Genomic DNA, 26,868 nt, shown 5'->3' with positions numbered 1-26,868 from the left:
CGTTAACCGGGGCGGTGTAACCCTGGTCTGATGCCGTTCCGCAAACTCTTTCTCAGCCGCTGGTCCGCCTTGCTTTGGGCCGCTGGCATTCTGTGGACGGCAGAGGATACGGTCGGGTTCGGACCACGCACAGCGACGCCCCATCACGTTGCCGTGGCGACCGACACTGACGCGACCGGTGTGGCGGTCAACAGCGCTGATCTCGCGCTGCTCGCCAACGTCATGCAGGGTGACTGACTCCGACGAAGAGAAACGCCGCGGCGCCCACAAGACACAAAAAAGCCCCGAGATGGCGCCAGCCGAGCGGCTCCCCCAACACCGTCACCATAAATACACCGAACACGACCAGCGTGATCACTTCCTGCGTAACTTTGAGCTGCCCCCCGCTCCACCCGGCGGCGAATCCGATCCGGTTGGCGGGCACCGCAAGGCAATATTCGAACAGCGCGATGCCCCAGCTGATCAGGACCACCACGAACAACGGCTTCGACATGCCGCCTTTCAAATGCCAGTACCACGCCGTCGTCATGAAGCAGTTCGATGCGATCAGCAGCAGGATCGTCGGCATATGGAATTCCTGTAAAACGCCGACCCTAGCCGCGCGGTGCAGCCTTCAGCATAATAGTACGGATATGCCAGCGGCGGTGTTCCGCGCTCGCGCCATCGACATCGGTGCGGTGCAACGTCACGCTGCCAATCTGATAGACCGGTGTCTTGCCCTGCTTCAACCGCGCGTAAATCTGGACGGGCACCGTCACCGAGCGCTGCCCCGCCCCGGCGTCGATCGCACTCGGGCCGCCGACATTGGCGTGATATTCGCTATAGCGCGCGAAATCGGTGGCAAAGGCGTTGACGGTCTTTGGACCAACCACGGTGCTGTCGCGTAGCGCGAAGGCCTCGCGATACTTGCCCTCGCCGATCAGCGCGTAATAGGTCTGGACGACATTGGCCGCACCTTGCGCACTATCAGGGGTGAAGGGCGCTTCGGACAATGGCGTGCGATCATCGGGCAAGCCGCCCGGCGTGCCCGGTGCCGGCGGCGCGAGCGGGGCAACTGCCCTCGCCACGGCCACCGCCGGCGCCTTCGGCGCGTCGGCCCCGACCGGCGCGCGTTCCCTGGCACTGGCACCATAGGCATCGACCGCGTCTTGCGCCTGCAAGGCAGCCGCATTGATATCGACGGCGACATTGCCATCGTCAACGACGGGCGCACACGCCCCCGCCAACAGCACGGACACGGCCACAACCACGAACAGAAGCTGGGGACGCGGCATAAAAAGCTACTCGCCGGAAAAGGATCGCCTTAGGACGATGGGGGTTCCTTAACGATGCGCCGCCCCACCCGTTCCGTACAATCGACCCAACCCCGCTCAGCGGGCGTCGAACCGCGCGAAACGTTCGTTGCCGACAAAGCCCAGCCGGGTGACGCCAGCCAGCTTGATCACCGCCAAAGTCTGGTCGAACCGCTCGTAGCGCGCCTCGGCATTCGCAGCGATCTGCAAATCGGCATCGGGCTCGGCTTGCAGCGCGGAGAGTCTGTCGGGCAGCGCTGCGTCGGCAATCGCCACCCCGTCCCACGCCAGCCGTCCATCCGCCCCGAGATCGAGCCGGTGCACGCTGTGCGGCCCGGGATTGCGCAAGCCCGGTTGCGGCAAGTCGATCGGCACTTTGTGTGTCATGATCGGGATGGTCAGGATCATCATCACGATCAGCACCAGCAGGACGTCGATTAGCGGCGTCATGTTCATCGCGACCAGCGGCTGGCTTTGCGGGACGTGGATGGGGGCGAAGGTGCGCGTGCGCATTGGCATAACTCCCGCCAGGTTATGATACAGCGTATTACAACCTGACGGCGCCGCAAGCCCTAAGAATCGTTGGCTGGTCTCGACCCGCCGGAGTAACGTGGTCGGGCCGAAATCGACCCGATCCCACCCCTGTTACGGCCGCAAGGCCGCGTCGTCGCGGTCGCTCAGTTCGTCATCCTCGACGCTGTCGTCGTCGAGTTCGTCCTGGACGTCATCTTCGTCCTGATCGTCCTCGTCTCCGTCCTTCTCACTGTCGAGGTCGTCATCCTCGTCACCGAGATCGTCGTCTTCCATGTCGAGTTCGTCTTCATCATCATCGTCATTCTCGGATGCGATGTCGGGGGCAAGGTCGGTCAGCAGCGTACCGTCGCTTGGCCCGTCGCGCGTCACTTCGAGGATTTCGGCGCGCTGGCTCTCATCATAGCCCTCTTCATCAAAGCCGTCATCGCCGGTGCCGCTGCCCGGAACCTGATGTCCACCGCTGCTCATCCTCTGTCTCCCGGCCGCCGGGGTTGCTGCACTTGGGCGGCATAAACAGCGAACCGCGCGCAACCGCTTCGGTTCCCGGCCGTCCCCAAGATTTACGATCAACTGGGGCGGAAAAGCCGTCCGCGCTCGACGATCGCGGCAGTCGCCAGGCCGACCAGACCGGCAAGGAGGAAGCCGCCATGCATCGGCCCCGTGGTGCCGTCGAAACTCAACCCGATCGCCCAGCCGATCACTGCGCCGAAGGTGATGCCGACAAAGCCCTGCACGCTCGACGCAGTCCCGGCGATCCCGCCCATATTTTCCATCGCCATCGCCGACATGTTCGAGGTGGCGAGACCGAAACAGGCCATGGTGATCGCCTGGATGACGACGAACACGATCAGCGGTTCATCGCCCAGCCGCCCGACCATCAACCCGGTTGAGGACGACATGATCATCACGACCAATGCCGCTTGCGAGATGCGCCGCATGCCGACGCGCATGACGATCCGCGAATTGAGCAAGTTCGCGGCCGCCATCGTCCCCGCCGACGCCGCGAACACCCCGCCAAGCCAAGCAGGCTGGTGAAAGACCTGCGCCATGATCGGCTGGATCGACGACAGATAGCCGAAGATTGCGCCCTGACACACCATCGCGGCGAGCGTGTAGCCGAGCGAATAGCGGTCCGACGCGGTCACCCCCCATCCGGCGAGCGTCGCGCGGATCGACAAGGGCTGCCGGTCCTCGCGCTTGAGCGTTTCTGGCATGCGCACCGCGAACCAGATCAGGCACAACAGCGCGCCGCCGGCGATCACCTCGAAAATCAGCCGCCACGATCCGACGAGCAGGATCCCCTGCCCGATGCTCGGCGCGACGATCGGCACCGCCATGAACACCATGAAGGCAAGGCTGGTGACTTGCGCCATCGCCCGGCCCGAAAAACAGTCCCGAATGAGCGCGATCGTCACGACCCGGCCCGACGCGATCGCGAGGCCGCTGGCAAAGCGCGCCACCAGCAACAAGGTGAAATTTCCCGCCAGTCCGGCGAGCAGATTGCCGATGATATAAGCGATCAGCCCGCAAATCAGCACCGGCCGCCGCCCATAGCGATCGGTCAGCGGCCCGTGGATCAACTGCCCGATGCCGAGCCCGATCACAAACACCGTCAGGATCAACGGCCCCTCGCGAATCGCATCGACGCCCAGGCGCTGCGCGATATTGGGCAGGGCCGGCAACATCGTATCGATGCCGAGCGCGGCGAGCGCCATCAGCGCAGCGATCAGTGGCACGAATTCAACCATCCGGATCGGCGGCGAATCCTGCATCGGGGGGTGATCAAGCGCAGACATGCCGCGCCAATGCCCGACCCCGCCGCGAAGGTCACCCCGCAAAACGCGCACCCGCCGCGCCGGATGCCGCAACTGTCATGGAACGGTCGCGATCGCGGACCATTCTGTAAGTCCCATCAGGAAAGGATTTTACGATGAGCGTTTTCGGCATGATCAAGGATGCGATCTGGGGCAAGCAACCCGAACCTGCCGCCGCAGCGCCGGCTCCTCCGGCAGCGGCCCCCGCCGCAGCCGCTGCAGCCACGCCTGTTGCCGAAGCGGCACCGCCCACGCCAAAAGCGCCGATCGATGTCACCGCGATTCTGACACAGAAAGCCGCCGAAAAGGGCCAGCCGCTCAACTGGCAGACCTCGATCGTCGATCTGATGAAGGTGCTCGATCTCGATCCAAGCCACGAAAACCGCGTCTCGCTCGCCCACGAACTCGGCTATGACGGCGATATCGAGGACAGCGCGACGATGAATATCTGGCTACATAAGCATGTGATGGCCAACCTCGGTTCGTAAACGCTTGACGAAAGCAGCGGCAAGCCTTTAGTGTGTTAGTATTATGCTACACGAAAGGCTTGCCATGCTTCGCACCCTGCTTTGCGCCTTGGCGCTCGTCCCGCTCGCGGCGTGTGGCGACGGTAAAGAGGGCGCGTCCTTCTCGATCGATAGCTCGGATTCGGACGGAAACGCCTCAGGCGCCAGCATCGACGGCAAGGGCGAAGCGACGATCGACACGCCGTTCTTCAAGGGCAAGGTGACGCTGCCCAAACTCAAGCTCAACGCCGACAATTTCGACATGAACGGCGTCCATCTCTATCCCGGATCGACCATCAGCGGCATGAATGTCGACGTGAAGGATCGCCCGGGTAACAAGAATGACGGCCGCGTCCGCGTCACCTTCGCCAGCCCCGCCGCGCCGACGACGGTGCGCGACTGGTTCAAAGGCAAGCTGAACGCGGCGGGCTTCAAGCTCAGCGACAAGGGCAATGGGCTGACCGGCACGACCGATGAGGACAAGCCCTTCACGCTCGAACTGACCCCCGACGGCGGGGATAAATCGAACGGCATCATCACGATCGAGTAAGCAACGCGCGGGCGAAGCCAAGGGGTGGGCGCGCGGCACATTTGGCGGTATCGGTGCACTTTCCCAAGTGTAACGGACGTTCCAAGATGCTCGAAAGCCCCACCGCACACGTGCCCCCCCTTTCGCTGACCGATGAAGCCGCCAACCCCGCTGCCTTTGCCGCCGCGCTGGGCGGATCGTTCGAGCGCTTCGGTTTCGCGGTCGTGTCTGATCATGGTGTCCCCGCCGATCTGATCGCACGGGCCTGGGCGATGACCGAAGCGTTCTTCGCGCTGCCCGAGGAGACCAAACGCGCCTATTTCGCGCCCGGCGGCGGCGGCGCGCGCGGCTATACGCCGTTCAAGACCGAGATCGCCAAGGGCGCCAGCCACGTCGACCTCAAGGAATTCTGGCACGTTGGGCGCCAGCTGGCCAAGGGGCACCGCTTCGAGGCGCAAATGGCGCCCAACGTCTGGCCGGACCAGCCCGAGGGTTTTCGCGAGACGTTCATCGAATTGTTCGCCGCGTTCGACACAGCGGGCGACCGGTTGTTGTCGGCGATCGCGCGGCATCTCGGGCTCGCGCCCGATTGGTTCGACCACGCCGTGCGCGACGGCAATTCGGTGCTGCGCCTGCTGCATTATCCCCCGATCCCCGCCGATGCGCCGGGCGTGCGTGCGGGCGCGCATGAGGACATCAACCTCATCACGCTGCTCTTGGGGGCCGAGGAAGCCGGCCTCGAACTGCTCGACAAGACTGGCGAATGGCTCGCGATCAAGCCGCCCGAGGGCGCGATGGTCGTCAATGTCGGCGACATGCTGCAGCGCTTGACCAACCACGTCCTGCCCTCGACCACGCACCGCGTCGTCAATCCAGCCCCCGAACGGCGCGGCCATTCGCGCTATTCGATGCCCTTCTTCCTCCACCCTGCGCCCGATTTCCTGATCGAGACGCTGCCGAGCACGATTACCGCCGAGCGGCCCAACCGCTATCCCACGCCGATCACCGCGCATGATTATTTGCATGAGCGGTTGGTCGAAATCGGGCTGGTGAAGGCGTAAAATCACGTCACCCCGGCCTTGTGCCGGGGTCCACTCCTCCGCTAGCGCGACACTCGTTGATCGGTGGACCCCGGCACAAGGCCGGGGTGACAAAAGGAAACCAATGACTAAACCGCTCCGCATCGCGCTCGCTGGGCTCGGCACCGTCGGTGGCGGCGTCATCCGCTTGCTCGACACCAATGGCGCGTTGATCGCCAGGCGCGCTGGGCGACCGATCGAAATCGTCGCGGTGTCGGCGCGTGATCGCTCGAAGGATCGCGGCGTCGACATAACGCGCTTCGCATGGGTCGATGATACGACCGCGCTCGCGAATGTTGACGCCGATGTGGTGGTCGAATTGGTCGGTGGGTCCGACGGCCCTGCCCTCGCCCTCGCCCGCGCGACGCTGGCGGCGGGCAAGAGCTTCGTCACCGCCAACAAGGCGATGCTTGCGCATCACGGGCTAGAGCTCGCGCGCGCCGCCGAGGCCGCGAACGTGGCGCTAAAGTTCGAGGCGGCAGTCGCCGGCGGTGTGCCGGTGATCAAGGGTCTGCGCGAGGGCGCGGCGGCGAACGAGATCGAGCGCGTCTACGGCATCCTCAACGGCACGTGCAATTTCATCCTGTCAAAGATGGAGGCGGAAGGCCGCGACTTTGCCGATGTGCTGGCCGAGGCGCAGGCTTTGGGCTTTGCCGAGGCCGACCCGAGCTTCGATATCGACGGCGTCGACGCCGCGCACAAATTGTCGCTGCTGGCGAGCCTCGCCTTCGGCACGCAGCCCGCCTTTGCCGATGTCGCGGCGAGCGGCATCCGCCACGTGCTCACCGCCGACATCGCCGAGGCGGCATCGCTCGGCTACCGCGTGCGGCTGCTGGGCTTGGCTGAATCGGGGCCAGCGGGGCTGTTCCAGCGCGTCCATCCGCATCTGGTGCCAATCGATCATCCGCTGGCGCACGTCACCGGCGCGACCAATGCGGTGGTGGCGGAGGGCAATTTCGTCGGACGGCTGTTGTTCCAGGGGCCGGGCGCGGGCGACGGGCCGACCGCTTCCGCCGTGGTCGCGGATTTGATCGATATCGCGCGCGGCGAGTTCGGGCCCGCCTTCGCGATGCCCGCCGCTGCGCTGATCGAACAAGCCCCCGCCGACAGCGGCGAGCGGCGCGGACGCGCTTATGTGCGCTTCACCGTCGCCGATCGCGTCGGGGTGCTGGCCGAGATTGCCGCCGCAATGCGCGATGCCGGGGTCTCGATCGAAAGCCTGATGCAGCGCGGCGCAAGCCATGATGAGGGCGGGGCCGACGGATCGGTCCTCGTCGCGATCGTCACCCACGAAGGCCCCGAGCGCAGCGTTGCGCAAGCGCTGGAACGGCTGCGCGGATCGCAAAGCCTCGTCGGCCAGCCGCTGTGGATGCATATTTTAGCGTAAACCGTTCTCGCCGATACCCCAAATGGCTAGGACCGACGTGCACCCGCCGACGGCGCGCCGTCGTCCGCTACCAAATGCTGGAGCACGCGCTTTTCGAGGACTAGCACCGCGCTGGCACCGTTGGTCCGCACGATCACCGCGTCGCCGAACGGCTGTGCCGCCGCGCGCACCGCCGCCGCCAAGCGCAGGAATTCGGGTCGCGCTCGCCCGCTGACGCCGTGCAGCGCACAGAGCTGCCGCCAATCGCGCACGAAACTCTCCAGCAGGGTCCCGAATTGCATGGCGCGCGCTGTGGCGTCGGCGGTGTCGGTCGCGCCGGTCAATTCCGCGCGCAAGTCGTCGAGCAGAAACTGTACTTCGGCGGCGGGCATGATCGGCGCGCGCTGGTCGCCTTCGCACAGCAATTGCGGACGGCCCGCAGGGTTCCAGGCGAGCGTGCGCCACTGCGCGCGCGGCGGAACGACCCCGCACGCGAACTGCCAGAACGCCGCCGTGCCCGTGGTGTCCGCAACCAGATGGATTCGGTCGGCGCTGGCGCCGTTCTCGACATGGTGCCGTCGCCAATTGTCGAAGATCCACGCTTCACCGGCCGCCATGTGGACCGCTTGGCCGTCGCAGTGGAAGCGCACTTGCGGCCAGGTGACGATCGGGATGTGCACCCGCACGCGCGAATGCCAATGGTAATTGATGTCGGCATGTTCGGGCACGCGCGCACCGGCGGCGAGGCGCATCAACCGCGACCGGCTCCACACCACGCCAAAGCCTGCGAGGACTTGCTGCAAATACGGCATCTCGGCCAGCCAGCGCGTTGGTGCCATCTGCCCCGCATGCGAGTCGGTCTCGCCGCCGTCGACGCTGATCAACCGCGCCGCGCTGTTACCGGGCACACCGTCGGGATGCGGCACCCATGCGTCGGCCGGCAAGGCGGCGACCTCGGCCTGCAGCCGCGCCACGTCGAAAAGCACGGGGAGCTGGAAGAACGGGCGCGAGAGTCGCATGGATCAGTTCCTATCGTCGGTCACGGCATCGCCCAGCGTGTCGCGCAACGGGCCAAGCCAGGGTGCATAATGGCGCCATTGCGTCAGCCCATCACGGCCGATCGGTTGGCGCACTTGCTCGGAACTGGGGGTGCGCACGCTGCGCTCTGTGGTGTGGAAGGTGAGGCACCCGGACTCGAACGGCAGGCCGGCGTGCGCCAAGAGCCGCCGCACGCTGGTATCCAAGTCGTCCACAACCTCCTCATACGCGAGGCGCAGCACGCGGCCCGGCAGCACCGCGTCCCAATGCCGCATCATGTCGCGATAGGCCCGATAGTAATGTCCGATATCGTCGAGGCCGTAGCTGAATTCCTGATTGGTCGTGCCGAACAATTGTTTGAAATTGCTGAAGCCGCACGCCATCGGTTCGCGCCGCACATCGATGATCGTCGCACCCGGCAGGATCAGGTGGATCAGGCCGATCTGCCAAAAATTGTTGGGCATCTTGTCGATGAACAACGGCCGGTCCGTCCGGCGATAGGTGCGGGTGTCGGACAGGAAGCGCGCACCGAGCGCGTGCGCATCGGCGGCGGTCAAGCGCTGCAGCGCCTCCGGGTGCAGCGGCAAGCCGCTCTCCGGGTCGCTGCCGCACAGCTCGGCCGCGTATCGGCTAATTTCGGTGAGTTCCTGCGTGCCCTCGATCTGGGAATGCGATGCCAGGATTTGCTCGATCAAGGTCGAGCCCGAACGCGGCAACCCGACCACGAAGATCGGCGCCGGATCGGCCACGCCCCAGCCGGCGCGCGCGGCGAAGAAGTCGGCGGTGAAGGTCTGCGTCAGGCGCTGCGCGCACGCGGGCGCGGCGAGCGGGCGATAGCGGCTGGTGCGGCGGCGCAGCGCGTTGCCGCGCGCGTAATAGGTCCAGGACTCGGCGTAATCCGCGCGATCCTCAAGCGCCTTTCCCAGTGCGAAACACAGGTAGATCCGGTCCAATTCCGCAACATCGGGCGCCGCCTCCGCCGCACGCAGCCGCGCAACCTCCGCGTCGCCAAAGCGATACGTCTTCAAATTGCCAAGCCCAAACCACGCCACGCCATAGTCGCTGCGCGCCGCCAGCGCGGCATGGTAGTCGGCAATCGCTTCGTCGCGCCGCCCGACGATCTTCAGCGCATTCGCGCGCCACAGCCGCAATTCAGCGATTTCGGTTGCCGATTCCGGTGGGTCGGCGAGCAACCGTGCGTACAGGTCGATCACCGGTTCGTGATCGCCCAATCCGACACAGGCCGCGGCATAGAGCTTCAGATAGGCGCGATTGTCCGGGTCCTGACCGAGCAAATGTTCGGCCTCCTGCCGCGCCGCGCGGTGCTTTTGCTGGTGCAGGAGCGCCATCGCATAATCGAGCCGCGCCGCATCATAGTCCGGTGCGCGATCGAGCACCGCACGCAGCACCGATTCGGCCTCTTCGGTTGCGCCGCGATCGGAGCAGAGCCGCGCCAGCAACCGTTGCGCGCCAACATTGCCCGTGTCCGTGTGCAGATACTCGCGCAAGATCATCTCGGCGGGCTCGGCATCGCCATCGGCAATGAGGCTGTTCGCCGCCACGATTGCCGCAGGGAGCTGCCGCAGCGTCGCCAGATGCTGGGCCGCGGCGGCGGCTTGGGCGGCGTCGCCGAGCATGCGGTATAGCTGTTCCAGCATGTCCCAGCTTGCCGGGAGCGTCGGATTGAGGCGCACCGCTTCGTGGAGTGCAGTGATGGCGCGCGGCGCATCGCGCAACAGGACGAAGCAGTGGCCGCGTTCCTGATGCAGACGGCTGAACCGTGGCTGCAGCGCCTCCAGCCGCGCCAGCGTCGCCAGCGCTTCGCGCAGCTGGTTGCGCCCGCGCTGCTCGCGCGCTTGCTCTAACAACGCATCGCGATCGCCCAGGCCGCCGGGTGTGGTCACCGCGCCGCGCCGCGCCGCAGGAACGGTGCCAGCCAGTCGGGGTCGGGCTGATCTGCATCATAATATTCGAACACCAGATGCACTCGATCGCTCGACCCACCGTTGCGCACCCAATGCGGACTTAGATTTGCGACCTCGAACGCGTCGCCCGCCGCAAAACAATTTTCTTTGCCGCCGAAGTAAGACACTACGGCGGGATTGGTCAGGATCGGGACGTGGATTTTGTGCGGCCATTTGGCGGCGGGATTGGCGTCGATATGCGGATGGATCACCCCGCCGGCCGGCATCCGCGCCAGCATCACGCGCGGAAACACCCCGCGGGCATAACCATAATCGCGCACGGCTTGCGCCAGCACCGGCTCGAGCACGGCGCGCCAGTCGCGCCACGCGGGGCGATCGTGCGAGCCGCGCCAATCGTGGGGATGGTCGATGAAGCGAAAGACGATGTGGCGCGTCCGATCGAGCGCTTCGAACTTGTTCGGCTTGGCCGCATTCTCGGCGTCCCACACCGCCTCCGGGATCGCCAGCACGGCGGCGCGCAGCGCGCCGATGTCGACACGGCCAAGCGGGCGGACCGCAGTGGTTTTGCGCGGATTGGCGGCGGGCGTCATCGTAACCCGTCGAAGCTGTAGCCGAACACATCCAGATCCTGCGCGTAGCGCGCGGCGACGCCGGCCATCAAGGCTTCGTCATAATAGCTGCGATAGTCGGCGTGGCGACTGTCATTGACGCGGTCGAGCGCGCGCGTGGGGATGCCGATCCGGGCGCAGATCGCCTCATGGGAGTGCTGCATGTCTTCGACGCGGCCGATCATGTCGGTCGCCAGCGTCGCGCCATCCGCGCCCAGCAGCAGCGCGGCTTGCGGCTGGAACAGGATATGCTGCTCGGGCGGCTGCTCGAACAGAAAGTGGCGCATTACCGCGCGCGGCCGCTGCGCAAAGTCATCGCTGCCGCGCAGCATGAAGGCACAATAGGAAACGAAGCGGTCGAACGGATTGCGCACGAAAGCGAATTTGAAATAGTCGCCAAAAGCCGCCTCCCCCAAATAGGGGCGTATTTGTTGCAGCGACAAATGGCCATGCCGGATCGCCGCCAGCGCGGGCCACGGGAAGCGCTTGTCGACGAACAGCCCAACCTGTTCGAGATCCCCGTCGACCAGGTGCTCGCGCAGCGCTTGCCGCACGGCATGAGTCCCCGTCTTCGGCACCGCTGCAAACAGGAAGCGGTGGTGATGGGAGATGATCACGCTGTGTCGTACCCCGCTTGGTGGCATCGGTAGGGCACCCCGCCTCGTGGCGAGGCGGGGTGCCCTAAATGCCGTCGTATCAGAACTTGAAGCCGAACCCGGCCAGATATGTCGTACCGCTTTGCGTCTGGTTGTAGAGATAGCGGTTCTGGCCCCAGAATTGCGTATCTTTCTGGTTCGTGAGGTTGATTGCGTTGAAGGTGACCTGGAGCTTATCGGTGACCTTCACGAACGCCGCGGCATCAATATAGGTGCTCGCTTCAAAGCCGCGGGTATCGGCGCTCATCGGGTCGGTACTGGTGCCGGTGAACCAGCGGCTGCGGTGGCTGAGCGATCCGCGGACGCCCCACAGGCTGGTATCGTAATAGAGCGTGGCATTGTAGCTCGTCTTCGAAAAGCCGGTGATCTCCTTGGGCGTATCGACATAGGTGAAGTTGCCGGTCACGCCGAAATTGTCGAACGGTGCGGGCAGGAACGAAAACTGCGCCTGGGCCGAGAGTTCGACGCCTTTCAATGACTTCGTGCCCGCGATATTGATCGGCATCGAGAATTCCGCGACATTCGTGCTGGCGGTCGCACCCGGAATCGTGCTCGATGGAACCCCGGTCTGGCTGAACGGGATATTCGTCAGGGTTTGCGAGCTGATGAAGTTCGTGACCCATTTCTGGAACACACTCACCGACAGCAAGCCGACCTTGCCGAAGTAATATTCCACCGCCAGATCCAGCGATTTATCCTTGAACGGCTTGAGGTTGGGGTTGCCGCGTGATGCCGTGATCTTGCCGTTGTCCTGGAACGCACTGCCCTTGGCAGCGATCGAATCGAGGCTCGGGCGGTTGACGTTTTCCGAGGCGGCAAACCGCACCACGACATCCGGTGTCAGGTCGAACACTGCGTTCAACGCCGGCAAGACGCCCGAATAGCTGCCGGTCACGTCGGTCGTGCCGAGATAGGCGTAGCTGTCGCCCTGAATCCAGCCGGTGCTGTGCGTTTTGGTATGATAGCCGCGCACGCCGATATTGCCGCGGAAACGGTTGCCGAACAGCTGACTATCCCAATCGGCCTGCAAATAGCCGGAAAAGGTGGTTTCGGTGGTGGTGTAGACGTTCTCGATATCCTGCAGAACGCCGCCCGTTCCGTCGGCCTTGGGCGCGAGGCGATGATACTCGTTGTACTTCGCAAAGCCCTTGTCATAATTTCCGACCAGCCACGATCCCGAATTGTTCGTAAACACGTCGGTGATGTTCGCGACCGACGTGCCGCGCGTCACCCCCGAGGTGCCGTTTGCCCCGCCATCGTAATAATAGCTCGCCCCGTCCTGCCAGAAGCGGTGATAGGCGGCACCAGCGCGTAACGCCCACACGTCACTCACCTTGTACGTTGCGTTGAGCAAGCCTTCTTGCAGTTCGGACGCGTTGTAGAACGAGCGATAGTAGAAATTGTCCATCGCGTAATTGGCGGGATTGGTGAGGTCGGTGCCCGGATAGGAGAAAGTGGCCGAGCGGCCGTCCGTGCCGTAATTGGCGACCAGATTGCCCTTGGCGCGCATGTAGAATTTATCGTCATAGGGCGTGTCGTAGGTGGACTTTTCGTAGCCGCCATGCCCGTCGATCGTGAGACGGTCGGTTACGTTCCATTTCCCGGTCAGCACCGCTTGGTTGAACTTGTTCTTGTTCAATTCGCGGCGATGCTCGCTGCCAAGCGTGACGTTGCTGGCATCGGTGCTTGTCACATAATTGCTGCCGTCGACCGTAAAGTCGTTGAGGACCGTCGCCTTCTGGAACTGCGCGGGCCACGGGCTGCCCTTCGCGGTGTCCAGCGTGGTCGAGCCGAACCCGTTGAGCGGTCGCGTCGCGAGGTGCAATTCGTCGCGATGCGTGGTGAATTCGCTGTGCAGCACATCAAGCGTCAGCAGCACATTGTCGACCGGATTCCACTGCACTGCGGCGGTGATGCCGAGCCGCTCCATATCCGCATTCCAGGAGGAGATGCGGTTGCCATCGGCGAAATAGAGGTCGCCAGTCAGGAACCTGGTTTGCTTCGCGGCGGAGAGATGTGAAATATCGAGCCCGGCATTGACCAGATTGACGGCATCGCCGGTTGCGACCCCATTGACCATTTCGGTCTTGCCGAGGTGGCTGTAATTATAGGTATTATGGCCTTGCTCGGTGGTCTTGCGCTTGGAGTAAGCGACCGAAACCGCAACGCCGAAGCGGTTGTCCCAATTCTGGCTGAGGAAGCCGACCAGGCGCGGCTGCGCGTCCTTGGTATATTGATTGGTGCCGAGCTTGCCCGAGATTGCGCCGGTAAGCCCCGGCTTGGCATCGAACGGCTTACCGGTGAACAGCCCGATCGTCCCGGCCATCCCGCCTTCCTTCTGGGCCGCCTGGAAGGTTTTCTCGACTTCGACCTTGGAGAACAGTTCCGAAGCGAAGATGTTGAAATCGAACGCGCGGTCGCGCGAACGCTGGCCGCGGCTGTCCTGTGCCGAATCGACGTTGCCCAGCACTTCCATGCCGTTGAGCTGCACGCGCGAGAAATCCGCGCCAAGCCCGCGCAACGAGATCCGCCGACCCTCGCCGGCTTCGCGCGTGATTTGCACGCCTGGCAAGCGCTGGAGCGACTCGGCGAGGTTGAGTTCGGGGAATTTGGCGATGTCGTCGGCGACGATCACATCCTTCTGGATCACGGCGTCACGCTTGATCCTGCGCGCGTCGCGCAGCGATTTGCGGTAGCCGGTCACGACGATCTCGGCGTCCGGCGTGGCGGCCGCTGGTGGATCGACTGCGACTTGCGCCGCTGCGACCCGCGGAAACCCGATTGCGACCACCGCCGCAACCGTCGCCAGTAACAGACTCTTATAATTGGGCCGTTGGCCCCGAATCGCATAGGTCGTAATCATGAAATGCCCCCCGCATCTGGTATGAACCAGACGCCCTTGCGCAGAATCTCGCGTCAGCTCTGTGACAATCGCGGATAAAATGATCCGCGATCGAACTTTTCTGCCCAAACGCCGGCCGAAACGCCGAGTGCGTGGTCTGCGGGCGTCCCCGGCGAGCACGTGCCGCTGGTAGCGGATCGGGCGCATTTTCGGCGTCACGCAAACGCCATATCGATGGTCTAGACCTGTGTCATATTAAGAGGCTTGTTTCGCCCGTTTAATCGTGGCGACGCCCGCGTCGGGTTGGTGACAGGTCGATCAGGAGCATGACGATGGTGACGATGCAGGATCGACGCAGTTTCATCCGCGCGATGATGGCAACCGCGGGGGCGGCGGCGGGCTTTACCCCGGCGATTGCCCGTGCCCTGGAAATTTCGGCCCATCGCCGCACCGGCACGATTCAGGACGTCGAGCATGTCGTGATTCTCACGCAGGAGAACCGCTCGTTCGATCATTATTTCGGCACGATGCGCGGCGTGCGCGGCTTTGGCGACCGTTTCGCCATTCCCGCCCCGCCGCTCGCAGGCGCGCCGGGGCGCACGGTTTTGCTGCAGCCCAACGAACATCCCGGCGCAGACCCGGCCTTCATCGCGCCGTTTCGGCTCGATACGTCGGTCGATTTTCGCCGCTATCGTCCGCCCGGCACGCCGCATGGCTTCACCGACAGTCAGGCCGCGTGGGACAATGGCCGGATGGGCGCATGGCCTCAGCACAAGCACAATCACGCGATGGCGCATTTTACGCGCGAGGATCTGCCGTTCCAATATGCGCTCGCCGAGGCCTTCACGCTGTGCGACGCCTATCACAGCGCGATCCACCTGTGCACCAACCCCAACCGGCTCTATATCTGGACCGGGACGCACGATCCCGCGGGCAAGGCCAATGGCCCGGCGATCGACAATGGCTATGACAGCATCGGTTCTGATCCGCTGCACCACGGTGGCTATCGCTGGACGACCTATCCCGAGCGGTTGATGGCAGCAGGGATCGGCTTCCAAATCTATCAGGACATGGCCGACAATTTCACCGACAACCCGCTGGTCGGCTTTCAGCGCTATCGCCAGGAGCAAGGCGCGGCGGCGGGTCTGCTCGCGCACCGGACGATGACGACGCGCACGCTGGACGATTTGCGCGCCGACGTGCTTGGTAAGCGCTTGCCGCAGGTTTCGTGGATCATCGCGCCCGAAGCGATGTCGGAGCATCCGAGCGTCTCCACCCCGTTGCAGGGCGGGGACTATACCGCGCGCGTGCTCGATGCGCTCACTGCCAATCCTGACGTGTGGGCCCGCACCGTGCTGCTGCTCAATTTCGACGAGAATGACGGCTTGTTCGACCATGTCCCGCCGCCGGCTCCCCCTGCACGCGTGGCGGGGCGGATGGTCGGCGCGACGACCATACCGGCGGATGACGAATATCACATCCACAGCCAAAAGCCCGAGGACGCGGCCTATCTCGACCGGCCTTACGGCCTTGGCCCGCGCGTGCCGCTCTTTGTGATCTCGCCCTGGAGCAAGGGCGGCCATGTCGCGTCGGAAGTGTTCGACCACACCAGTATCTTGCGTTTCCTTGAAGCGCGCTTCGGTGTTCAGGAGCCCAATATCAGCGCGTGGCGGCGCGCGGTCTGCGGCGACTTGACTTCCTGCTTTGATTTCAGCGCGCCCGACACGGTGGATTTCATGACGACGTTGCCGGGGACCGCCGCTTTGTCCGCGCGTGTGGCGCAGTTGAAGGAGAGCCAGCCGCCGCTGCCGGTCGAGACAGTCACGCCCGTTCAGGAAACCGGGATCCGGCGGCGGCGGGCGACCCCGTACGATCTCGATGCGCGGTTGCGCGTCGCGGGCGACCGCAGCACCTTGGTCTTCGCCAACCATGCGGCGCGGCGGGCTGCGGTCTTCCACGTCTATGACGTGACGCGACTGGAGGATGTTCCGGCGCGCTATACGGTCGGGGCCGGGCAAGTCCTGGCGCACCCCCTGCCGACCGCGGGCGCGGTTGCGGACCTGTTCGTTGTGGGTCCCAACGGCTTTCATCGCCGCTTGCGCGGGCGGAGCGATGTTTTTTCGATCAGCATCGTGGCCCGCGGCGCTGCCCTTCCTGCGCTGCGGTGTGAGAATCTTACCAACGCCGCGCTGTCGATCGCGATGACCGATCTAGCCTATGGCGTTGCGCCTGCTTCGATCGTTCTAGCGGCTGGTGCAACGCGCAGCATTCCGCTCGATCTCTCCAACAGCCATGGGTGGTACGACCGGGAGTTCACTGCAGGCGGCCAGTCGTGGCGGACGGCGGGTTGTATCGAAGATGGCAAGGCTTCCTATTCGGATCCCGCGGCGGGCGGGGCGGGGCCGCTTCGGCTGGCGTCGTCAGCCTAAAGGGCGGCTTGGAGCGGGACCGGCGGTCACTGCCGGCCCGGAAACGGCGCGGATGGTGCGACCTTCGCGACTTTACGCCGACCTCGGGGCCCGATCGACCTTTGCCACCCCGACCCACCCCCGCTACAGCCCTGGGCATGACACACCAAATCCACATCATCGGCGGCGGCCTCGCCGGGTCGGAAGCCGCCTGGCAACTCGCCGAGGCGGGGTTCCGCGTAAAGCTCTCCGAAATGCGCGGCGCCCCTGTCGATAAGGGGGGCGAGATGACCCCGGCGCACCAGACCGACGGCCTCGCCGAACTCGTTTGCTCGAACAGCTTCCGCTCGGACGATGCAGACAGCAATGCCGTCGGGCTGATCCATCAGGAAATGCGCACATTGGGCTCGCTGATCCTGCGCGAGGCGGATATCCACAAGGTCCCGGCCGGCTCGGCGCTGGCGGTGGACCGCGATGGCTTTTCAGCGGGCGTCACCGCCGCGCTGACCGCGCATCCGAACATCGAGATCGTCCGCGAACGCGTCGACACCCTGCCCGACAGCGGCCCGGTGATCGTGGCGACCGGCCCGCTCACCGCCCCCGCCCTCGCCGATCAGATCGGCGGCGCAACCGGCAAGGACGCGCTCGCCTTCTTCGACGCGATCGCGCCGATCGTCCACCATGACAGCATCGACATGGATGTGGCCTGGATGGCGTCGCGCTGGGACAAGGGCGATACCAAGGATTACATTAACTGCCCGATGACACGGGACGAATATCTCGCCTTCCACACCGGTTTGATGGAGGGCGAAAAGACCGAGTTTAAGGAGTGGGAGGACGTCCCTTATTTCGAGGGCTGTATGCCGATCGAAGTCGCCGCCGCGCGCGGGGTCGATACGCTGCGCTATGGCCCGATGAAGCCCGTTGGGCTGGATGATCCGCGCACCGGGCGCTGGCCCTATGCCGTGGTGCAATTGCGGCAGGACAATGCGAGCGGCACGCTGTGGAACATCGTCGGCTTCCAGACCAAGCTGAAACATGCCGAGCAAGTCCGCCTGTTCCGTACCATTCCCGGCCTGCAGAATGCCGAGTTCGCAAGGCTCGGCGGGCTGCACCGCAACACCTTCATCCGCTCGCCCGAATTGCTGGATGCGACCTTGCGGCTGAAGGCGCGCCCCAACATCCGCTTCGCCGGGCAGATCACCGGCTGCGAAGGCTATGTCGAAAGCGCCGCGATCGGCTTGCTCGCCGGGCGCTTCGCCGCCGCCGAGCTTGGCGGTGCTGCGATGACCCCGCCCCCGGTCGAAACCGCGCTCGGCGCGTTGCTCCACCACATCACCGGCGCGGCGGTGGCCGAGACCTATCAGCCGATGAACGTCAATTTCGGCCTGTTCCCGCCGATTACCGGCCGCACCAAAAAGGCCGACCGCAAGAAGATGTATACCGAGCGCGCGCGGACCGCGCTGGGGGTTTGGCTGGCGGCGTGATCACTCCCCTCTCGGGAACGGAGGGGAGATCGCTAACTATCGTCGCCCTCGGACGCTTCCGCCTTCGCTGCGCCCACCGGCGGACAATCGCGCCGCACCCTTGGCGGCTTGCGCTTCACCGCGGTGGTGGCGAATTCGGTCGCGTTCATCGCGCCCGATTTGTCTGCATCGGCGACCGCGAATTTGGTCTCGGCCTTGATCGCCCATTCGTCGAACGACAGCGTGCCGTCATGATTGGTATCAAGCTTGGCATAAGCTTTCCGCCGGTTGGCGAGATATTCCTCACGCGTCACCGCACCGTTGCGGTCCTTGTCATACCGATCGAAGCGCTTTTGCTCGCGGGTGCGGTCGCTCGCTTGCGGCACGCTGTCGGGCAGCGCGCCGTCTGCTGCGTTCTGCGCAAAGGCAAGCGGGGCGGACGGGAGCGCCGCGACCGATCGGCCACTGCGATTGAACAGCACCACCCCCGCCGCGACCAGCGCCAATGTCGCCAGACCGCCCACCAGATACCGCCACATCGCGCGCCCTCACGCTGATCGAAGGCGCGACGCTATCGCACTCGGCGCGTCGGCGAAAGCCTATCGGCCGGTCAGCCGATGCCAGGCAAGCCGAGCGACTCGCTTCGGTGCGCCACGCGGGACGCTTGAACACGCCGGGGACGCCAGATCCATCCGGGCGATATGCGCCAGCGCGCCGAGCGGCCGCCCGGCGCGGCTCCAGCGCTGTGCCGTCGCCGCACTGAGCGGTGCCGCGGCGAGGGAACCGGCGCTCGCCGCGATCTCCGGATCGCTCAGATGCGCCGCCAGGTCGACCAGCGCCCACCCCGCACCCGCGTCAGCAATTCGGTCTTCGATCGGGCAACCAAGAATGGCGCCAGCTGCCTCAAACAATATGATTCCGCGCTTCTGCGCATGCGCCATCAGCACCGCCTTGGACAGCGGGTCCGATTCGAGCAACGCCTCCCACCCGTCGATCATGTCCGCCAGTCTTGTCCCCGTCACCCCATGCGGTAGCACCTCGGCAGCCAGCGCTTGCAACACCGGTTGCGCCGGCGGCGGCGCAGTGTCGAGCGCGCAGAGCGCGTCGTGCCACCAGGTCAGCCGCATTTGGCCGACCAACGGCTCGCGCGTCGTCCGCAGGATCTGCGCGAGCGTAGCGTCGAGCGCGAACAGCGCAGAAAGCCCCGCACGGGAGGACGACGGCGCGTAGGATAGCGCCAGCGCGCGCTCAGGATCATCGTCACGCATTGCCTGCATTATCCTCAAAATCCGGTCCGGACATTTCCAAATTCTTAACGCAGTTCATGCGAAATACCGCCAGCGTTTGAGGCAACGGCATGTCGATACCATCTCTCCGTGCGAGGTTTCGCCTCGCCAATTCGTTCAAACGGCTGCGCAGCGATCAACGCGGCGCGGCGCTGATCGAGTTCGCGTTTGTCGTCGGCCCGTTCATGGCGCTGCTGATCGCGGTGCTGCAAACCAGTCTCACCTATTTCGCGCAACAAAATCTTGAAACAACCGCTGAGAAATCGGTCCGCCAATTGCTCACCGGTGCCGCGCAAAACAGCAATATGACGCAAGCCCAGTTCAAGGCGCTGGTCTGCACCAAACTGCCCGCTTTCATGAAATGTTCGAACCTCATCGTCGATGTGCAGGTCGCATCGAACTTCTCGTCGGCAAACATCGGCGTGCCGACCCTGACCTATGACAGCAATGGCAATATCAACAATACTTGGGGGTATAGCCCCGGCGTCCCGGGCCAGATTACGGTCGCCCGCATCATGTACATCTGGGACGTCAGCAAAGGACCGCTCGGGTTCGATCTGTCGACGATGTCGAGCGGCAAGCGGCTGCTCATTGCGACATCGGTTTTCAAGACGGAGCCCTATACATCATGATCGTCTTCGCCACGAAACCGCGCTGGCTTGGCCGCTTCGCCCGCGAGGAGCGCGGCGTCGCACTCCTGGAGTTTGCCTTCGTGCTCCCGTTTCTGGTCCTGCTGTTCCTCGGCGGGTTTCAGTTGATGGACGCTATTTCTGCCTATCGCAAAGTGGGGAACACCGTACGGACGCTGGCCGATTTGACGACCCAAAACACGACAATGACCGCGACGCAGGCCGACGAAATCTTGAACGCATCACAGCAAGTGATGGCGCCGTATTCACCGTCAAGTGCGTCATTGCGGATCAGCCAGATACAGGTTGATGCGGCCGGCCGGGCGACCATCAGCTGGAGTAGAGCGCTGAACGGAACCGCCTATGCCAACGGTACCGTTGTCACGATGCCAACGGGCCTGGCAACGGCGAGCACTTACTATATTTTCAGTGAAATCAACTACACGTACACGCCCCGCCTCGCATCGACGTTGATCGGTACGATCCCACTGACACAGACGATCTATATGTCGCCGCGCAATTCTGAATTCGTTGCTTACAATTGATCAGTATTCTCCGGGATAATCTACCATGATTTCTGTTCAAAATCGATTGCTGGCGATGTTGCGACGGTTGACCGCGGACCGCCGTGGTAACGTTTTGATGATCTTCGGCTTCGCCTTGGTGCCGATCGCGTTCGCAACGGGCATGACCGTCGACTATGCGACCGCCGCGCGGGCGCAGACGCGCCTCAATACCATTACCGATGCCGCCGCATTGTCCGGGGTCGTGCCGGGGATGCTTTCAAAAACCCGCGCCGAATCCGCGGCGGCAGCGATCAACATGTGGTATTCGCAACTCGGGTTGACGAAATGTTCGGGCACGACCGTACAACGAGTGATGTTTAGCACGTGCACCGGGACCAACGCTGCCTGCCCTCAGAGCAGTGTCGGTACATCGGACAATGGCACGGTCTGGAAAGGCTATGATGGCACACTCTGCATCACGGTCACCGATACCAATACGGTCGGCCTGAGCCGCTCGATCACCATGAGCTATGCCGCGACATCGAAAAACGTCTTTGCCAATTTGCTCAACATGGTCGATATTCCGATCGGCGGCACCACGACAACCAATGCGAAAGTCGCGCCGAACATCGATTTCTACGTCATGCTCGACACGTCCGGATCGATGTCCTTTCCCTCGACCTCGGCGGGGATCACCCAATTGCGCAGCAAGACCGGCGGGTGTGCGTTCGCCTGCCATTCTACCAACGACAGCACTGCGCGCGACGCGTCGAACAAGCTGACGGATTATTACGGCGTGGCGAAATCCTTCAACATTCCGTTGCGGGTGGACGAAGCCAAGACCGCCGTCTCGGGCATGATGACGCTCGCGACGAGCACCGGCAATAACAACAATGCCGATTATCGCGCCGCCCTGGTATCCTTCGCCGCTGCCGATTCGCGGGCCAATAACAGCTTCAAGACGTTGAAGTCGCTGACGACCGATCTGGCCAGCGTCGGCACGGCGGCCAGCAATGCCTCGACGTCATTATACTATAAAAACAATTGCCCGACTTCGAGTTTTTGTAACTCGGATGCCGATACGGCGTCGAGCGACGCGTTCAATCGCGTCAACCTCTTGATGCCGACCCCCGGCAACGGCACGAATGTCCTTGGCGATAAGCCGCAGGAAATTCTGTTCATCGTCACCGACGGCATGCGCGATGAGGGGCGCTCGAGCGGGCGCCCTGAAGTCGCGTTCGACCCGACATGGTGCACGACGGTCAAGACCCGCGGCATCCGGATCGCCATTCTCTATACCGAATATCTGCAAAGCTCGATGGACGGCGACAGCTGGTCGCAGTCCAACGTCGTCCCGTATCTCTATCAAGTCGAACCGGCGCTGACCGCCTGCGCGACGCCGGGGCTGATGTACAAGGTAACGACCGACGACGACATATCGTCCGCGCTCAACCGCTTGTTCCTCGCGGCGGTATCGAACGCGCATATCACCAACTGAGATCACGACACCGCGGACCCCCCGCGGTGTCGAATCCCCTCAGCCCCGGTGCACGACCTGCTTCACTGCCGCCACGATCTTGTCGGCGGTGACGAGCATCAGTTTCTCAAGGTTGGCCGCATAGGGCATCGGCACGTCCTCATTGGTCACGCGCAGCACCGGCGCGTCGAGATCGTCGAACCCTTGCTCCATGCAAATCGCCTGAATTTCCGACGCGATCGAGCACATCGGCCAGCCTTCCTCGGCGACGACCAGGCGATTGGTCTTCTTGAGGCTCGCCAGCACCGCTGCGGTATCGAGCGGGCGCAGCGTACGCAGGTCGAGCACTTCGACATCGACCCCCTCGCCCGCCAGCTTTTCCGCTGCCTCGAGTGCGAGCCCGACGCCAATCGAATAGCTGACGATCGTCACGTCGCTGCCCTCGCGCATGATCCGTGCCTTGCCGATCGGCAGGACATGATCGCCGACCGGCACCTCGAAGGTGCGCCCGTACAGCAATTCGTTTTCGAGGAAGACGACCGGATCTTCGGTACGGATCGCGGCCTTGAGCAAGCCCTTGGCATCGGCGGCGTCATACGGCGCAATGACGATCAGGCCGGGGACGCTGGCGTACCACGGCGCATAATTCTGCGAATGCTGCGCACCGACGCGGCTGGCGGCGGCGTTGGGGCCGCGGAACACGATCGGGCAGCGCATCTGGCCGCCTGACATGTAATTGGTCTTCGCCGCAGAATTGACGATATGGTCGATCGCCTGCATCGCGAAGTTGAAGGTCATGAACTCGACGATCGGGCGCAAGCCCCCCATTGCCGCGCCCGTGCCGACCCCGGCAAAGCCATATTCGGTGATCGGCGTATCGATCACGCGCTTGTCGCCAAACTCGTCGAGCAACCCCTGCGTCACCTTATACGCGCCCTGATATTGCGCGACTTCCTCGCCCATCACGAACACGCGCGGATCGCGCCGCATTTCCTCGGCCATGCCGTCGCGCAAAGCCTCGCGGAGCGTCATCTTGACCATTTCGGTGCCGGGGGGAATTTCTTCCCCGCTCCCTGCAGGAGAGGGGGGAGCCGCTTTAGCGGCGGGGGGTGAGGGTGACTTGGGTTGCGGTTCATCACCCTCACCCCGCGCGCCTTGCGGCGCTTGCCCCTCTCCCGATGGGAGAGGGGGAGAAGATTCCTCACCCTCCACATCCAACGTCGCGATGACCGTCCCGACCTTCACATTGTCGGTGCCCTCAGCAACCAAAATCTTGCCGATCGTGCCTTCATCGACCGCTTCGAATTCCATCGTCGCCTTGTCGGTTTCGATCTCGGCCATGATGTCGCCGGATTTGACGACATCGCCTTCCTTGACCAGCCATTTGGCGAGCGTGCCTTCCTCCATCGTCGGGGAAAGCGCGGGCATCTTGATTTCAATTGGCATCAGTAGGTTTCCACCAGCACGTCGGTATAAAGCTCCGCCGGATCGGGCTCGGGCGTTTGTTCGGCAAAGTCGGCGGCTTCGTTGACGATCTTGCGGATTTCCTGCTCGATCTTCTTCAGCTCGTCCTCGTTGACGCCCTCGGCATCAAGCAGTTTCTTGACGTGATCGATCGGGTCGGACTTGTCGCGCACCGCCTGCACTTCGTCGCGCGACCGGTATTTCGCCGGGTCGGACATTGAATGGCCGCGATAGCGATAGGTCTTCATCTCGAGGATGATCGGCCCCTTGCCCGCACGCACCCACGCGAGCGCTTCCTCGGCCGCACCGCGACATGCCAGCACGTCCATCCCATCGACTTGGATGCCGGGGATGCGGAAGCTTTCGCCGCGCCGGAACAACTGGTCCTCGGCGGAGGAGCGATTGACGCTGGTACCCATCGCATATTGGTTGTTTTCGATCACATAGATGATCGGCAGCTTCCATAGCTCCGCCATGTTGAAGCTCTCATACACCTGGCCCTGGTTCGAAGCGCCGTCGCCGAAATAAGCTAGGCAGACGCCGCCATCCTCGGAATATTTGTGGCTGAACGCGAGCCCCGTGCCGAGCGACACCTGCGCGCCGACGATGCCGTGCCCGCCGTAGAATTTATGCTCGACGCTGAACATGTGCATCGAGCCGCCCTTGCCCTTCGAAATCCCGGCGGCGCGGCCCGTCAACTCGGCCATCACGTCCTGCGGCGGAATCCCGCACAGCAGCATATGGCCGTGGTCGCGGTAGCCGGTGATGACGCTGTCTTTTTCGGTCAGCGCCGATTGCAGCCCGACCGCGACGGCTTCCTGCCCGATGTACAAATGGCAGAACCCGCCGATCAGGCCGAGGCCGTACAACTGCCCCGCCTTTTCCTCGAAGCGCCGGATCAGCAGCATCTGCTTGTAGAATGCGAGCAGCTCGTCCTTCGACGCGGCATAGGATTGCGGCTCGTCGGGACGCTCGCGATTCGGCGCTGGCGGCTGCGACTTTCGAGCGGCTTCGGGTTTAACGGCTGGGGCTTTTGCCACGTCGGGAGAACCTCATATCCGGGGGAGGAAGCCCCGCCTATAGGCGCGAAGCGTCCCGCTTATCAATCATCGCCGGGCCGAGAAGTTGCATCGCAGAAGTTTCCGCCACCCAAGCACTTCGATGATTGCCCCGCGCGCGGCGATGGCCGTAAGGCACTGGCAGATGGCTGACTCTACCCACCCCTTACGCATCGCGCGCTTCCGCTCGTACTGGGCAGCGCGCTTCACGATGACGATCGCGCAGAATGCGATGATCATCGTCATCGGGTGGCAGACCTATACGATCGCGCGCACCACCATGTCTCCGGCCGGGGCCGCAGCCCAGCTCGGGTTGATTGGGCTGCTGCAATTCTTGCCCTTGTTCGTGACGACCCCGATCACCGGGCTTGTAGCCGACCGCTTCGACCGCCGATGGATTACGCGCGTAACGGTATCCTTACAGGTGCTCTGCGCGCTTCTTTTGGCGCTCGCGACGCATCAAGGCTGGATTTCGTTGCCGGTGCTCTTCACCGTCGCGGTGCTGCTCGGCATTGCGCGCGCCTTTGCCGGACCGGCATTCGGCGCGCTCGCGCCCAACCTCGTCCCGCGCGAAGTGCTGCCGACGGCGATCGCGCTCAGCTCGATCTCGTGGCAAGTCGGCACGATCATCGGTCCGGCGATCGGCGGCTTTGCCTATGCACAGGCGCAATCGGGCGCTTATTGGTTGGCCGTCGGGCTGTTTACCACCGCGTTTGCGTGCCTGATGACGATCCCACCCGTACCGCAGCCGCCGCGCTCGACCGCGCACCCCTTGCGCCAGATTGCCGATGGCCTGTCGTATGTCGGCCAAAACAAGCTGGTGCTCGGTGCGATCACACTCGATCTGTTCGCGGTGTTTCTCGCGGGCACCACCGCGTTATTGCCAATCTACGCGCATGACATTTTCAAGGTCGGTCCGCAGGGGTTGAGCATGCTTGCCGCCGCGCCCGCCGTCGGGGCATCGATCGTCGCGATTCTGTTTTCGATCCGCCCGCTCAAGACCAATGTCGGGCCGCGCATGCTTATTGCGGTGCTGGTCTATGGCAGCGCGACGATCGTGTTCGGCGTCGCGCATCTCATCGTGCCCGCTTATGCCTTTCAGATCGGCGTGGCCGCGCTCGCCGTAGCGGGGGCGGCCGACATGTTCTCGGTCTATATTCGTTCCTCGTTGATCCAGCTCCACACGCCCGATGCGATGCGCGGGCGCGTCGGTGCGGTGTCGCAACTGACGATCTCCGCCTCAAACGAGCTGGGCGAGGCCGAATCGGGCTTCCTTGCGGCGGCCCTTGGTCCGGTCGGCGCGGTGCTGGTCGGTGGCGGCGGGGCGATTGTCGTGACGCTCCTATGGACCTATCTCTTTCCCAGCCTGAAGAATGCCAAGACGTTCGATCCCCCCGTCAGCCGGCGGGACGCCCAAACACTCGACCTGGAGGCCACGCCATGAAAGCCAACACGATCCTCGATACGATCGGCAACACCCCGCACATCCGCATCCAGAAACTGTTTCCAGGTGCCGAAGTGTGGATTAAATCGGAACGCTCCAACCCGGGTGGATCGATCAAGGACCGCATCGCGCTAGCGATGATCGAGGCGGCCGAGCGCGACGGGCATCTGCAACCCGGCGGCACGATCATCGAGCCGACCAGCGGCAATACCGGCGTCGGCCTCGCGATGGTCGCGGCGGTGAAGGGCTATAAGCTCGTGCTCGTCATGCCCGAGAGCATGAGCCTCGAGCGCCGCCGCTTGATGCTGGCGTACGGCGCGACCTTCGATCTGACGCCGCGCGAAAAGGGCATGAAGGGCGCGATCGAGCGCGCGCTCGAACTCGTCGAGCAGACGCCCGGTGCGTGGATGCCGCAGCAGTTCGAGAACCCGGCCAACATCGACGTGCATGTCCGCACCACCGCGATCGAGATCCTCAACGATTTCCGCGATTCGCCGATCGATGTGATCATCACCGGCGTCGGAACCGGCGGCCATATTACTGGCGTTGCCGAGGCGTTGAAGAAGGAATGGCCGAACCTGAAGGTCTATGCGGTCGAACCCGCAGCCTCGCCGGTCATTTCAGGTGGCGCGCCAGGCCCGCATCCGATCCAGGGCATCGGCGCGGGGTTCGTCCCGGCGAACCTGCATACCCAGGCGATCGATGGCGCGATCAAGGTCGATGCCGCCATCGCCAAGGATATGGCCCGCCGTGCCGCGGCTGAGGAAGGCATGCTCGTCGGGATCAGCTCGGGCGCGACGCTCGCCGCGATTCTGCAAAAATTGCCCGATCTGCCCGAGGGAGTGCGCGTCCTCGGCTTCAATTACGATACCGGGGAACGGTATCTGTCCGTACCCGACTTCCTTCCCGAAAGTTAAGGTCGCGCTAAGTCCATTTTGACG

Annotated in this window: 26 protein-coding genes; 12 read left to right on the top strand and 14 right to left on the bottom strand. The window is 63.8% G+C overall.

Annotated elements, in window-relative coordinates:
- The first annotated feature begins 30 nt into the window (after window positions 1-30).
- Window positions 31-237 (top strand): hypothetical protein, encoded by a 207-nt coding sequence (locus tag IEV62_RS09745; protein WP_188446931.1) that lies wholly within the window; start codon window positions 31-33, stop codon window positions 235-237.
- Here IEV62_RS09745 and IEV62_RS09740 read toward each other — a convergent pair.
- The 5 genes from IEV62_RS09740 to IEV62_RS09720 form a co-directional block, all read right to left on the bottom strand.
- On the bottom strand, window positions 221-568 hold the full coding sequence (locus IEV62_RS09740; protein WP_188446929.1) for a DMT family protein: 348 nt from the start codon (window positions 566-568) through the stop codon (window positions 221-223). The genes IEV62_RS09745 and IEV62_RS09740 overlap by 17 nt on opposite strands.
- A 25-nt stretch (window positions 569-593) precedes the next feature.
- Window positions 594-1,274, bottom strand: a complete 681-nt coding sequence (locus IEV62_RS09735; RefSeq protein ID WP_188446928.1) for a hypothetical protein — start codon at window positions 1,272-1,274, stop codon at window positions 594-596.
- Between the two features lie 96 nt (window positions 1,275-1,370).
- On the bottom strand, window positions 1,371-1,805 hold the full coding sequence (locus IEV62_RS09730; protein ID WP_188446926.1) for an ExbD/TolR family protein: 435 nt from the start codon (window positions 1,803-1,805) through the stop codon (window positions 1,371-1,373).
- Between the two features lie 132 nt (window positions 1,806-1,937).
- Window positions 1,938-2,294, bottom strand: coding sequence for a DNA primase (locus tag IEV62_RS09725; RefSeq protein WP_188446924.1), 357 nt, complete (start codon window positions 2,292-2,294; stop codon window positions 1,938-1,940).
- Window positions 2,295-2,392: 98 nt separating this feature from the next.
- Window positions 2,393-3,622 carry a multidrug effflux MFS transporter gene (locus tag IEV62_RS09720; protein WP_188446922.1) on the bottom strand — a complete coding sequence of 410 codons (1,230 nt, stop codon included), beginning with the start codon at window positions 3,620-3,622 and terminating at the stop codon, window positions 2,393-2,395.
- A 134-nt stretch (window positions 3,623-3,756) separates the two neighbouring features.
- Here IEV62_RS09720 and IEV62_RS09715 point away from each other — a divergent pair, with 134 nt between their 5' ends.
- The 4 genes from IEV62_RS09715 (at window position 3,757) to IEV62_RS09700 (ending at window position 7,141) form a co-directional block, all read left to right on the top strand.
- Entirely contained in the window at window positions 3,757-4,128 is a 372-nt protein-coding gene (locus IEV62_RS09715) for a DUF3597 domain-containing protein (RefSeq protein ID WP_188446920.1), read from the top strand.
- A gap of 64 nt (window positions 4,129-4,192) precedes the next feature.
- A complete protein-coding gene (locus IEV62_RS09710) occupies window positions 4,193-4,696 on the top strand; it encodes a hypothetical protein (RefSeq protein WP_188446919.1) in 504 nt (167 codons plus the stop codon).
- A gap of 86 nt (window positions 4,697-4,782) precedes the next feature.
- Window positions 4,783-5,736 (top strand): isopenicillin N synthase family dioxygenase, encoded by a 954-nt coding sequence (locus IEV62_RS09705; protein WP_188446917.1) that lies wholly within the window; start codon window positions 4,783-4,785, stop codon window positions 5,734-5,736.
- Between the two features lie 103 nt (window positions 5,737-5,839).
- Window positions 5,840-7,141: a homoserine dehydrogenase gene (locus IEV62_RS09700; RefSeq protein WP_188446915.1), complete on the top strand. Its 1,302-nt coding sequence runs from the start codon at window positions 5,840-5,842 to the stop codon at window positions 7,139-7,141.
- A gap of 26 nt (window positions 7,142-7,167) precedes the next feature.
- Here IEV62_RS09700 and IEV62_RS09695 read toward each other — a convergent pair whose 3' ends face one another.
- From IEV62_RS09695 to IEV62_RS09675, 5 genes are all read right to left on the bottom strand, one after another.
- The gene (locus IEV62_RS09695; protein ID WP_188446913.1) at window positions 7,168-8,139 is read right to left on the bottom strand and encodes an aspartyl/asparaginyl beta-hydroxylase domain-containing protein; all 972 of its coding nucleotides are present in this window, start codon (window positions 8,137-8,139) and stop codon (window positions 7,168-7,170) included.
- A gap of 3 nt (window positions 8,140-8,142) precedes the next feature.
- Window positions 8,143-10,062 carry a tetratricopeptide repeat-containing sulfotransferase family protein gene (locus IEV62_RS09690; protein WP_229732995.1) on the bottom strand — a complete coding sequence of 640 codons (1,920 nt, stop codon included), beginning with the start codon at window positions 10,060-10,062 and terminating at the stop codon, window positions 8,143-8,145.
- Window positions 10,059-10,673, bottom strand: a complete 615-nt coding sequence (locus IEV62_RS09685; protein ID WP_188446911.1) for an aspartyl/asparaginyl beta-hydroxylase domain-containing protein — start codon at window positions 10,671-10,673, stop codon at window positions 10,059-10,061. The genes IEV62_RS09690 and IEV62_RS09685 overlap by 4 nt, the downstream gene beginning before the upstream one ends.
- Window positions 10,670-11,308: a sulfotransferase family 2 domain-containing protein gene (locus tag IEV62_RS09680; RefSeq protein WP_188446909.1), complete on the bottom strand. Its 639-nt coding sequence runs from the start codon at window positions 11,306-11,308 to the stop codon at window positions 10,670-10,672. The genes IEV62_RS09685 and IEV62_RS09680 overlap by 4 nt, the downstream gene beginning before the upstream one ends.
- Before the next feature lie 79 nt (window positions 11,309-11,387).
- Window positions 11,388-14,210: a TonB-dependent receptor gene (locus IEV62_RS09675; RefSeq protein ID WP_188446908.1), complete on the bottom strand. Its 2,823-nt coding sequence runs from the start codon at window positions 14,208-14,210 to the stop codon at window positions 11,388-11,390.
- A 311-nt stretch (window positions 14,211-14,521) separates the two neighbouring features.
- Here IEV62_RS09675 and IEV62_RS09670 point away from each other — a divergent pair, with 311 nt between their 5' ends.
- A complete protein-coding gene (locus IEV62_RS09670) occupies window positions 14,522-16,618 on the top strand; it encodes a phosphocholine-specific phospholipase C (RefSeq protein ID WP_229732993.1) in 2,097 nt (698 codons plus the stop codon).
- Between the two features lie 137 nt (window positions 16,619-16,755).
- The gene (trmFO, locus tag IEV62_RS09665) at window positions 16,756-18,084 is read left to right on the top strand and encodes a methylenetetrahydrofolate--tRNA-(uracil(54)-C(5))-methyltransferase (FADH(2)-oxidizing) TrmFO (RefSeq protein ID WP_188446906.1); all 1,329 of its coding nucleotides are present in this window, start codon (window positions 16,756-16,758) and stop codon (window positions 18,082-18,084) included.
- Between the two features lie 32 nt (window positions 18,085-18,116).
- On the opposite strand, the gene IEV62_RS09660 is transcribed toward trmFO, so the two are convergent.
- Both IEV62_RS09660 and IEV62_RS09655 read right to left on the bottom strand, forming a co-directional pair.
- Complete coding sequence (locus IEV62_RS09660; RefSeq protein WP_188446904.1) at window positions 18,117-18,602, bottom strand: EF-hand domain-containing protein; 486 nt, start codon at window positions 18,600-18,602, stop codon at window positions 18,117-18,119.
- Window positions 18,603-18,662: 60 nt separating this feature from the next.
- Complete coding sequence (locus IEV62_RS09655; RefSeq protein ID WP_188446902.1) at window positions 18,663-19,331, bottom strand: squalene/phytoene synthase family protein; 669 nt, start codon at window positions 19,329-19,331, stop codon at window positions 18,663-18,665.
- Window positions 19,332-19,420: 89 nt separating this feature from the next.
- Here IEV62_RS09655 and IEV62_RS09650 point away from each other — a divergent pair, with 89 nt between their 5' ends.
- From IEV62_RS09650 to IEV62_RS09640, 3 genes are read left to right on the top strand one after another with little or no spacing between them, the layout of a single operon-like run.
- Window positions 19,421-19,981 carry a TadE/TadG family type IV pilus assembly protein gene (locus tag IEV62_RS09650; protein ID WP_188446900.1) on the top strand — a complete coding sequence of 187 codons (561 nt, stop codon included), beginning with the start codon at window positions 19,421-19,423 and terminating at the stop codon, window positions 19,979-19,981.
- The gene (locus IEV62_RS09645; protein WP_188446899.1) at window positions 19,978-20,523 is read left to right on the top strand and encodes a TadE/TadG family type IV pilus assembly protein; all 546 of its coding nucleotides are present in this window, start codon (window positions 19,978-19,980) and stop codon (window positions 20,521-20,523) included. Before IEV62_RS09650 ends, IEV62_RS09645 begins: the two co-directional genes overlap by 4 nt.
- Window positions 20,524-20,548: 25 nt before the next feature.
- A complete protein-coding gene (locus IEV62_RS09640) occupies window positions 20,549-21,982 on the top strand; it encodes a TadE/TadG family type IV pilus assembly protein (protein WP_188446897.1) in 1,434 nt (477 codons plus the stop codon).
- A gap of 39 nt (window positions 21,983-22,021) precedes the next feature.
- Here IEV62_RS09640 and IEV62_RS09635 read toward each other — a convergent pair whose 3' ends face one another.
- Window positions 22,022-23,407: a pyruvate dehydrogenase complex E1 component subunit beta gene (locus tag IEV62_RS09635; RefSeq protein ID WP_188446895.1), complete on the bottom strand. Its 1,386-nt coding sequence runs from the start codon at window positions 23,405-23,407 to the stop codon at window positions 22,022-22,024.
- A complete protein-coding gene (gene pdhA / locus IEV62_RS09630) occupies window positions 23,407-24,465 on the bottom strand; it encodes a pyruvate dehydrogenase (acetyl-transferring) E1 component subunit alpha (protein ID WP_188446893.1) in 1,059 nt (352 codons plus the stop codon). Before pdhA ends, IEV62_RS09635 begins: the two co-directional genes overlap by 1 nt.
- A 163-nt stretch (window positions 24,466-24,628) precedes the next feature.
- Between pdhA and IEV62_RS09625 the strand changes: the two genes are divergently transcribed.
- On the top strand, window positions 24,629-25,927 hold the full coding sequence (locus IEV62_RS09625; protein WP_188446891.1) for an MFS transporter: 1,299 nt from the start codon (window positions 24,629-24,631) through the stop codon (window positions 25,925-25,927).
- The gene (gene cysK / locus IEV62_RS09620; protein WP_188446890.1) at window positions 25,924-26,844 is read left to right on the top strand and encodes a cysteine synthase A; all 921 of its coding nucleotides are present in this window, start codon (window positions 25,924-25,926) and stop codon (window positions 26,842-26,844) included. Before IEV62_RS09625 ends, cysK begins: the two co-directional genes overlap by 4 nt.
- The last annotated feature ends 24 nt before the right edge of the window (window positions 26,845-26,868 follow it).

Source organism: Sphingomonas psychrolutea (genome assembly GCF_014636175.1).
GTDB classification, from domain to species: domain Bacteria; phylum Pseudomonadota; class Alphaproteobacteria; order Sphingomonadales; family Sphingomonadaceae; genus Sphingomonas; species Sphingomonas psychrolutea.
The sequence above is the reverse complement of the archived record's forward strand: the minus strand, read 5'-3'. Positions and strand labels throughout refer to the sequence as shown.

What these genes read in the sequence shown, in the direction of transcription:
- IEV62_RS09705 (WP_188446917.1), top strand. Translation starts at nt 4,783, where the DNA reads ATGCTCGAAAGCCCCACCGCACACGTGCCCCCCCTTTCGCTGACCGAT.
- IEV62_RS09725 (WP_188446924.1), bottom strand. Translation starts at nt 2,294, where the DNA reads ATGAGCAGCGGTGGACATCAGGTTCCGGGCAGCGGCACCGGCGATGAC.
- IEV62_RS09740 (WP_188446929.1), bottom strand. Translation starts at nt 568, where the DNA reads ATGCCGACGATCCTGCTGCTGATCGCATCGAACTGCTTCATGACGACG.
- cysK (WP_188446890.1), top strand. Translation starts at nt 25,924, where the DNA reads ATGAAAGCCAACACGATCCTCGATACGATCGGCAACACCCCGCACATC.
- IEV62_RS09675 (WP_188446908.1), bottom strand. Translation starts at nt 14,210, where the DNA reads ATGATTACGACCTATGCGATTCGGGGCCAACGGCCCAATTATAAGAGT.
- IEV62_RS09715 (WP_188446920.1), top strand. Translation starts at nt 3,757, where the DNA reads ATGAGCGTTTTCGGCATGATCAAGGATGCGATCTGGGGCAAGCAACCC.
- IEV62_RS09650 (WP_188446900.1), top strand. Translation starts at nt 19,421, where the DNA reads ATGTCGATACCATCTCTCCGTGCGAGGTTTCGCCTCGCCAATTCGTTC.
- IEV62_RS09655 (WP_188446902.1), bottom strand. Translation starts at nt 19,331, where the DNA reads ATGCGTGACGATGATCCTGAGCGCGCGCTGGCGCTATCCTACGCGCCG.
- IEV62_RS09720 (WP_188446922.1), bottom strand. Translation starts at nt 3,622, where the DNA reads ATGTCTGCGCTTGATCACCCCCCGATGCAGGATTCGCCGCCGATCCGG.
- trmFO (WP_188446906.1), top strand. Translation starts at nt 16,756, where the DNA reads ATGACACACCAAATCCACATCATCGGCGGCGGCCTCGCCGGGTCGGAA.
- IEV62_RS09735 (WP_188446928.1), bottom strand. Translation starts at nt 1,274, where the DNA reads ATGCCGCGTCCCCAGCTTCTGTTCGTGGTTGTGGCCGTGTCCGTGCTG.
- IEV62_RS09640 (WP_188446897.1), top strand. Translation starts at nt 20,549, where the DNA reads ATGATTTCTGTTCAAAATCGATTGCTGGCGATGTTGCGACGGTTGACC.
- IEV62_RS09730 (WP_188446926.1), bottom strand. Translation starts at nt 1,805, where the DNA reads ATGCGCACGCGCACCTTCGCCCCCATCCACGTCCCGCAAAGCCAGCCG.
- IEV62_RS09700 (WP_188446915.1), top strand. Translation starts at nt 5,840, where the DNA reads ATGACTAAACCGCTCCGCATCGCGCTCGCTGGGCTCGGCACCGTCGGT.
- IEV62_RS09745 (WP_188446931.1), top strand. Translation starts at nt 31, where the DNA reads ATGCCGTTCCGCAAACTCTTTCTCAGCCGCTGGTCCGCCTTGCTTTGG.
- IEV62_RS09710 (WP_188446919.1), top strand. Translation starts at nt 4,193, where the DNA reads ATGCTTCGCACCCTGCTTTGCGCCTTGGCGCTCGTCCCGCTCGCGGCG.
- IEV62_RS09670 (WP_229732993.1), top strand. Translation starts at nt 14,522, where the DNA reads ATGGTGACGATGCAGGATCGACGCAGTTTCATCCGCGCGATGATGGCA.
- IEV62_RS09635 (WP_188446895.1), bottom strand. Translation starts at nt 23,407, where the DNA reads ATGCCAATTGAAATCAAGATGCCCGCGCTTTCCCCGACGATGGAGGAA.
- IEV62_RS09695 (WP_188446913.1), bottom strand. Translation starts at nt 8,139, where the DNA reads ATGCGACTCTCGCGCCCGTTCTTCCAGCTCCCCGTGCTTTTCGACGTG.
- IEV62_RS09685 (WP_188446911.1), bottom strand. Translation starts at nt 10,673, where the DNA reads ATGACGCCCGCCGCCAATCCGCGCAAAACCACTGCGGTCCGCCCGCTT.
- IEV62_RS09625 (WP_188446891.1), top strand. Translation starts at nt 24,629, where the DNA reads ATGGCTGACTCTACCCACCCCTTACGCATCGCGCGCTTCCGCTCGTAC.
- IEV62_RS09660 (WP_188446904.1), bottom strand. Translation starts at nt 18,602, where the DNA reads ATGTGGCGGTATCTGGTGGGCGGTCTGGCGACATTGGCGCTGGTCGCG.
- IEV62_RS09645 (WP_188446899.1), top strand. Translation starts at nt 19,978, where the DNA reads ATGATCGTCTTCGCCACGAAACCGCGCTGGCTTGGCCGCTTCGCCCGC.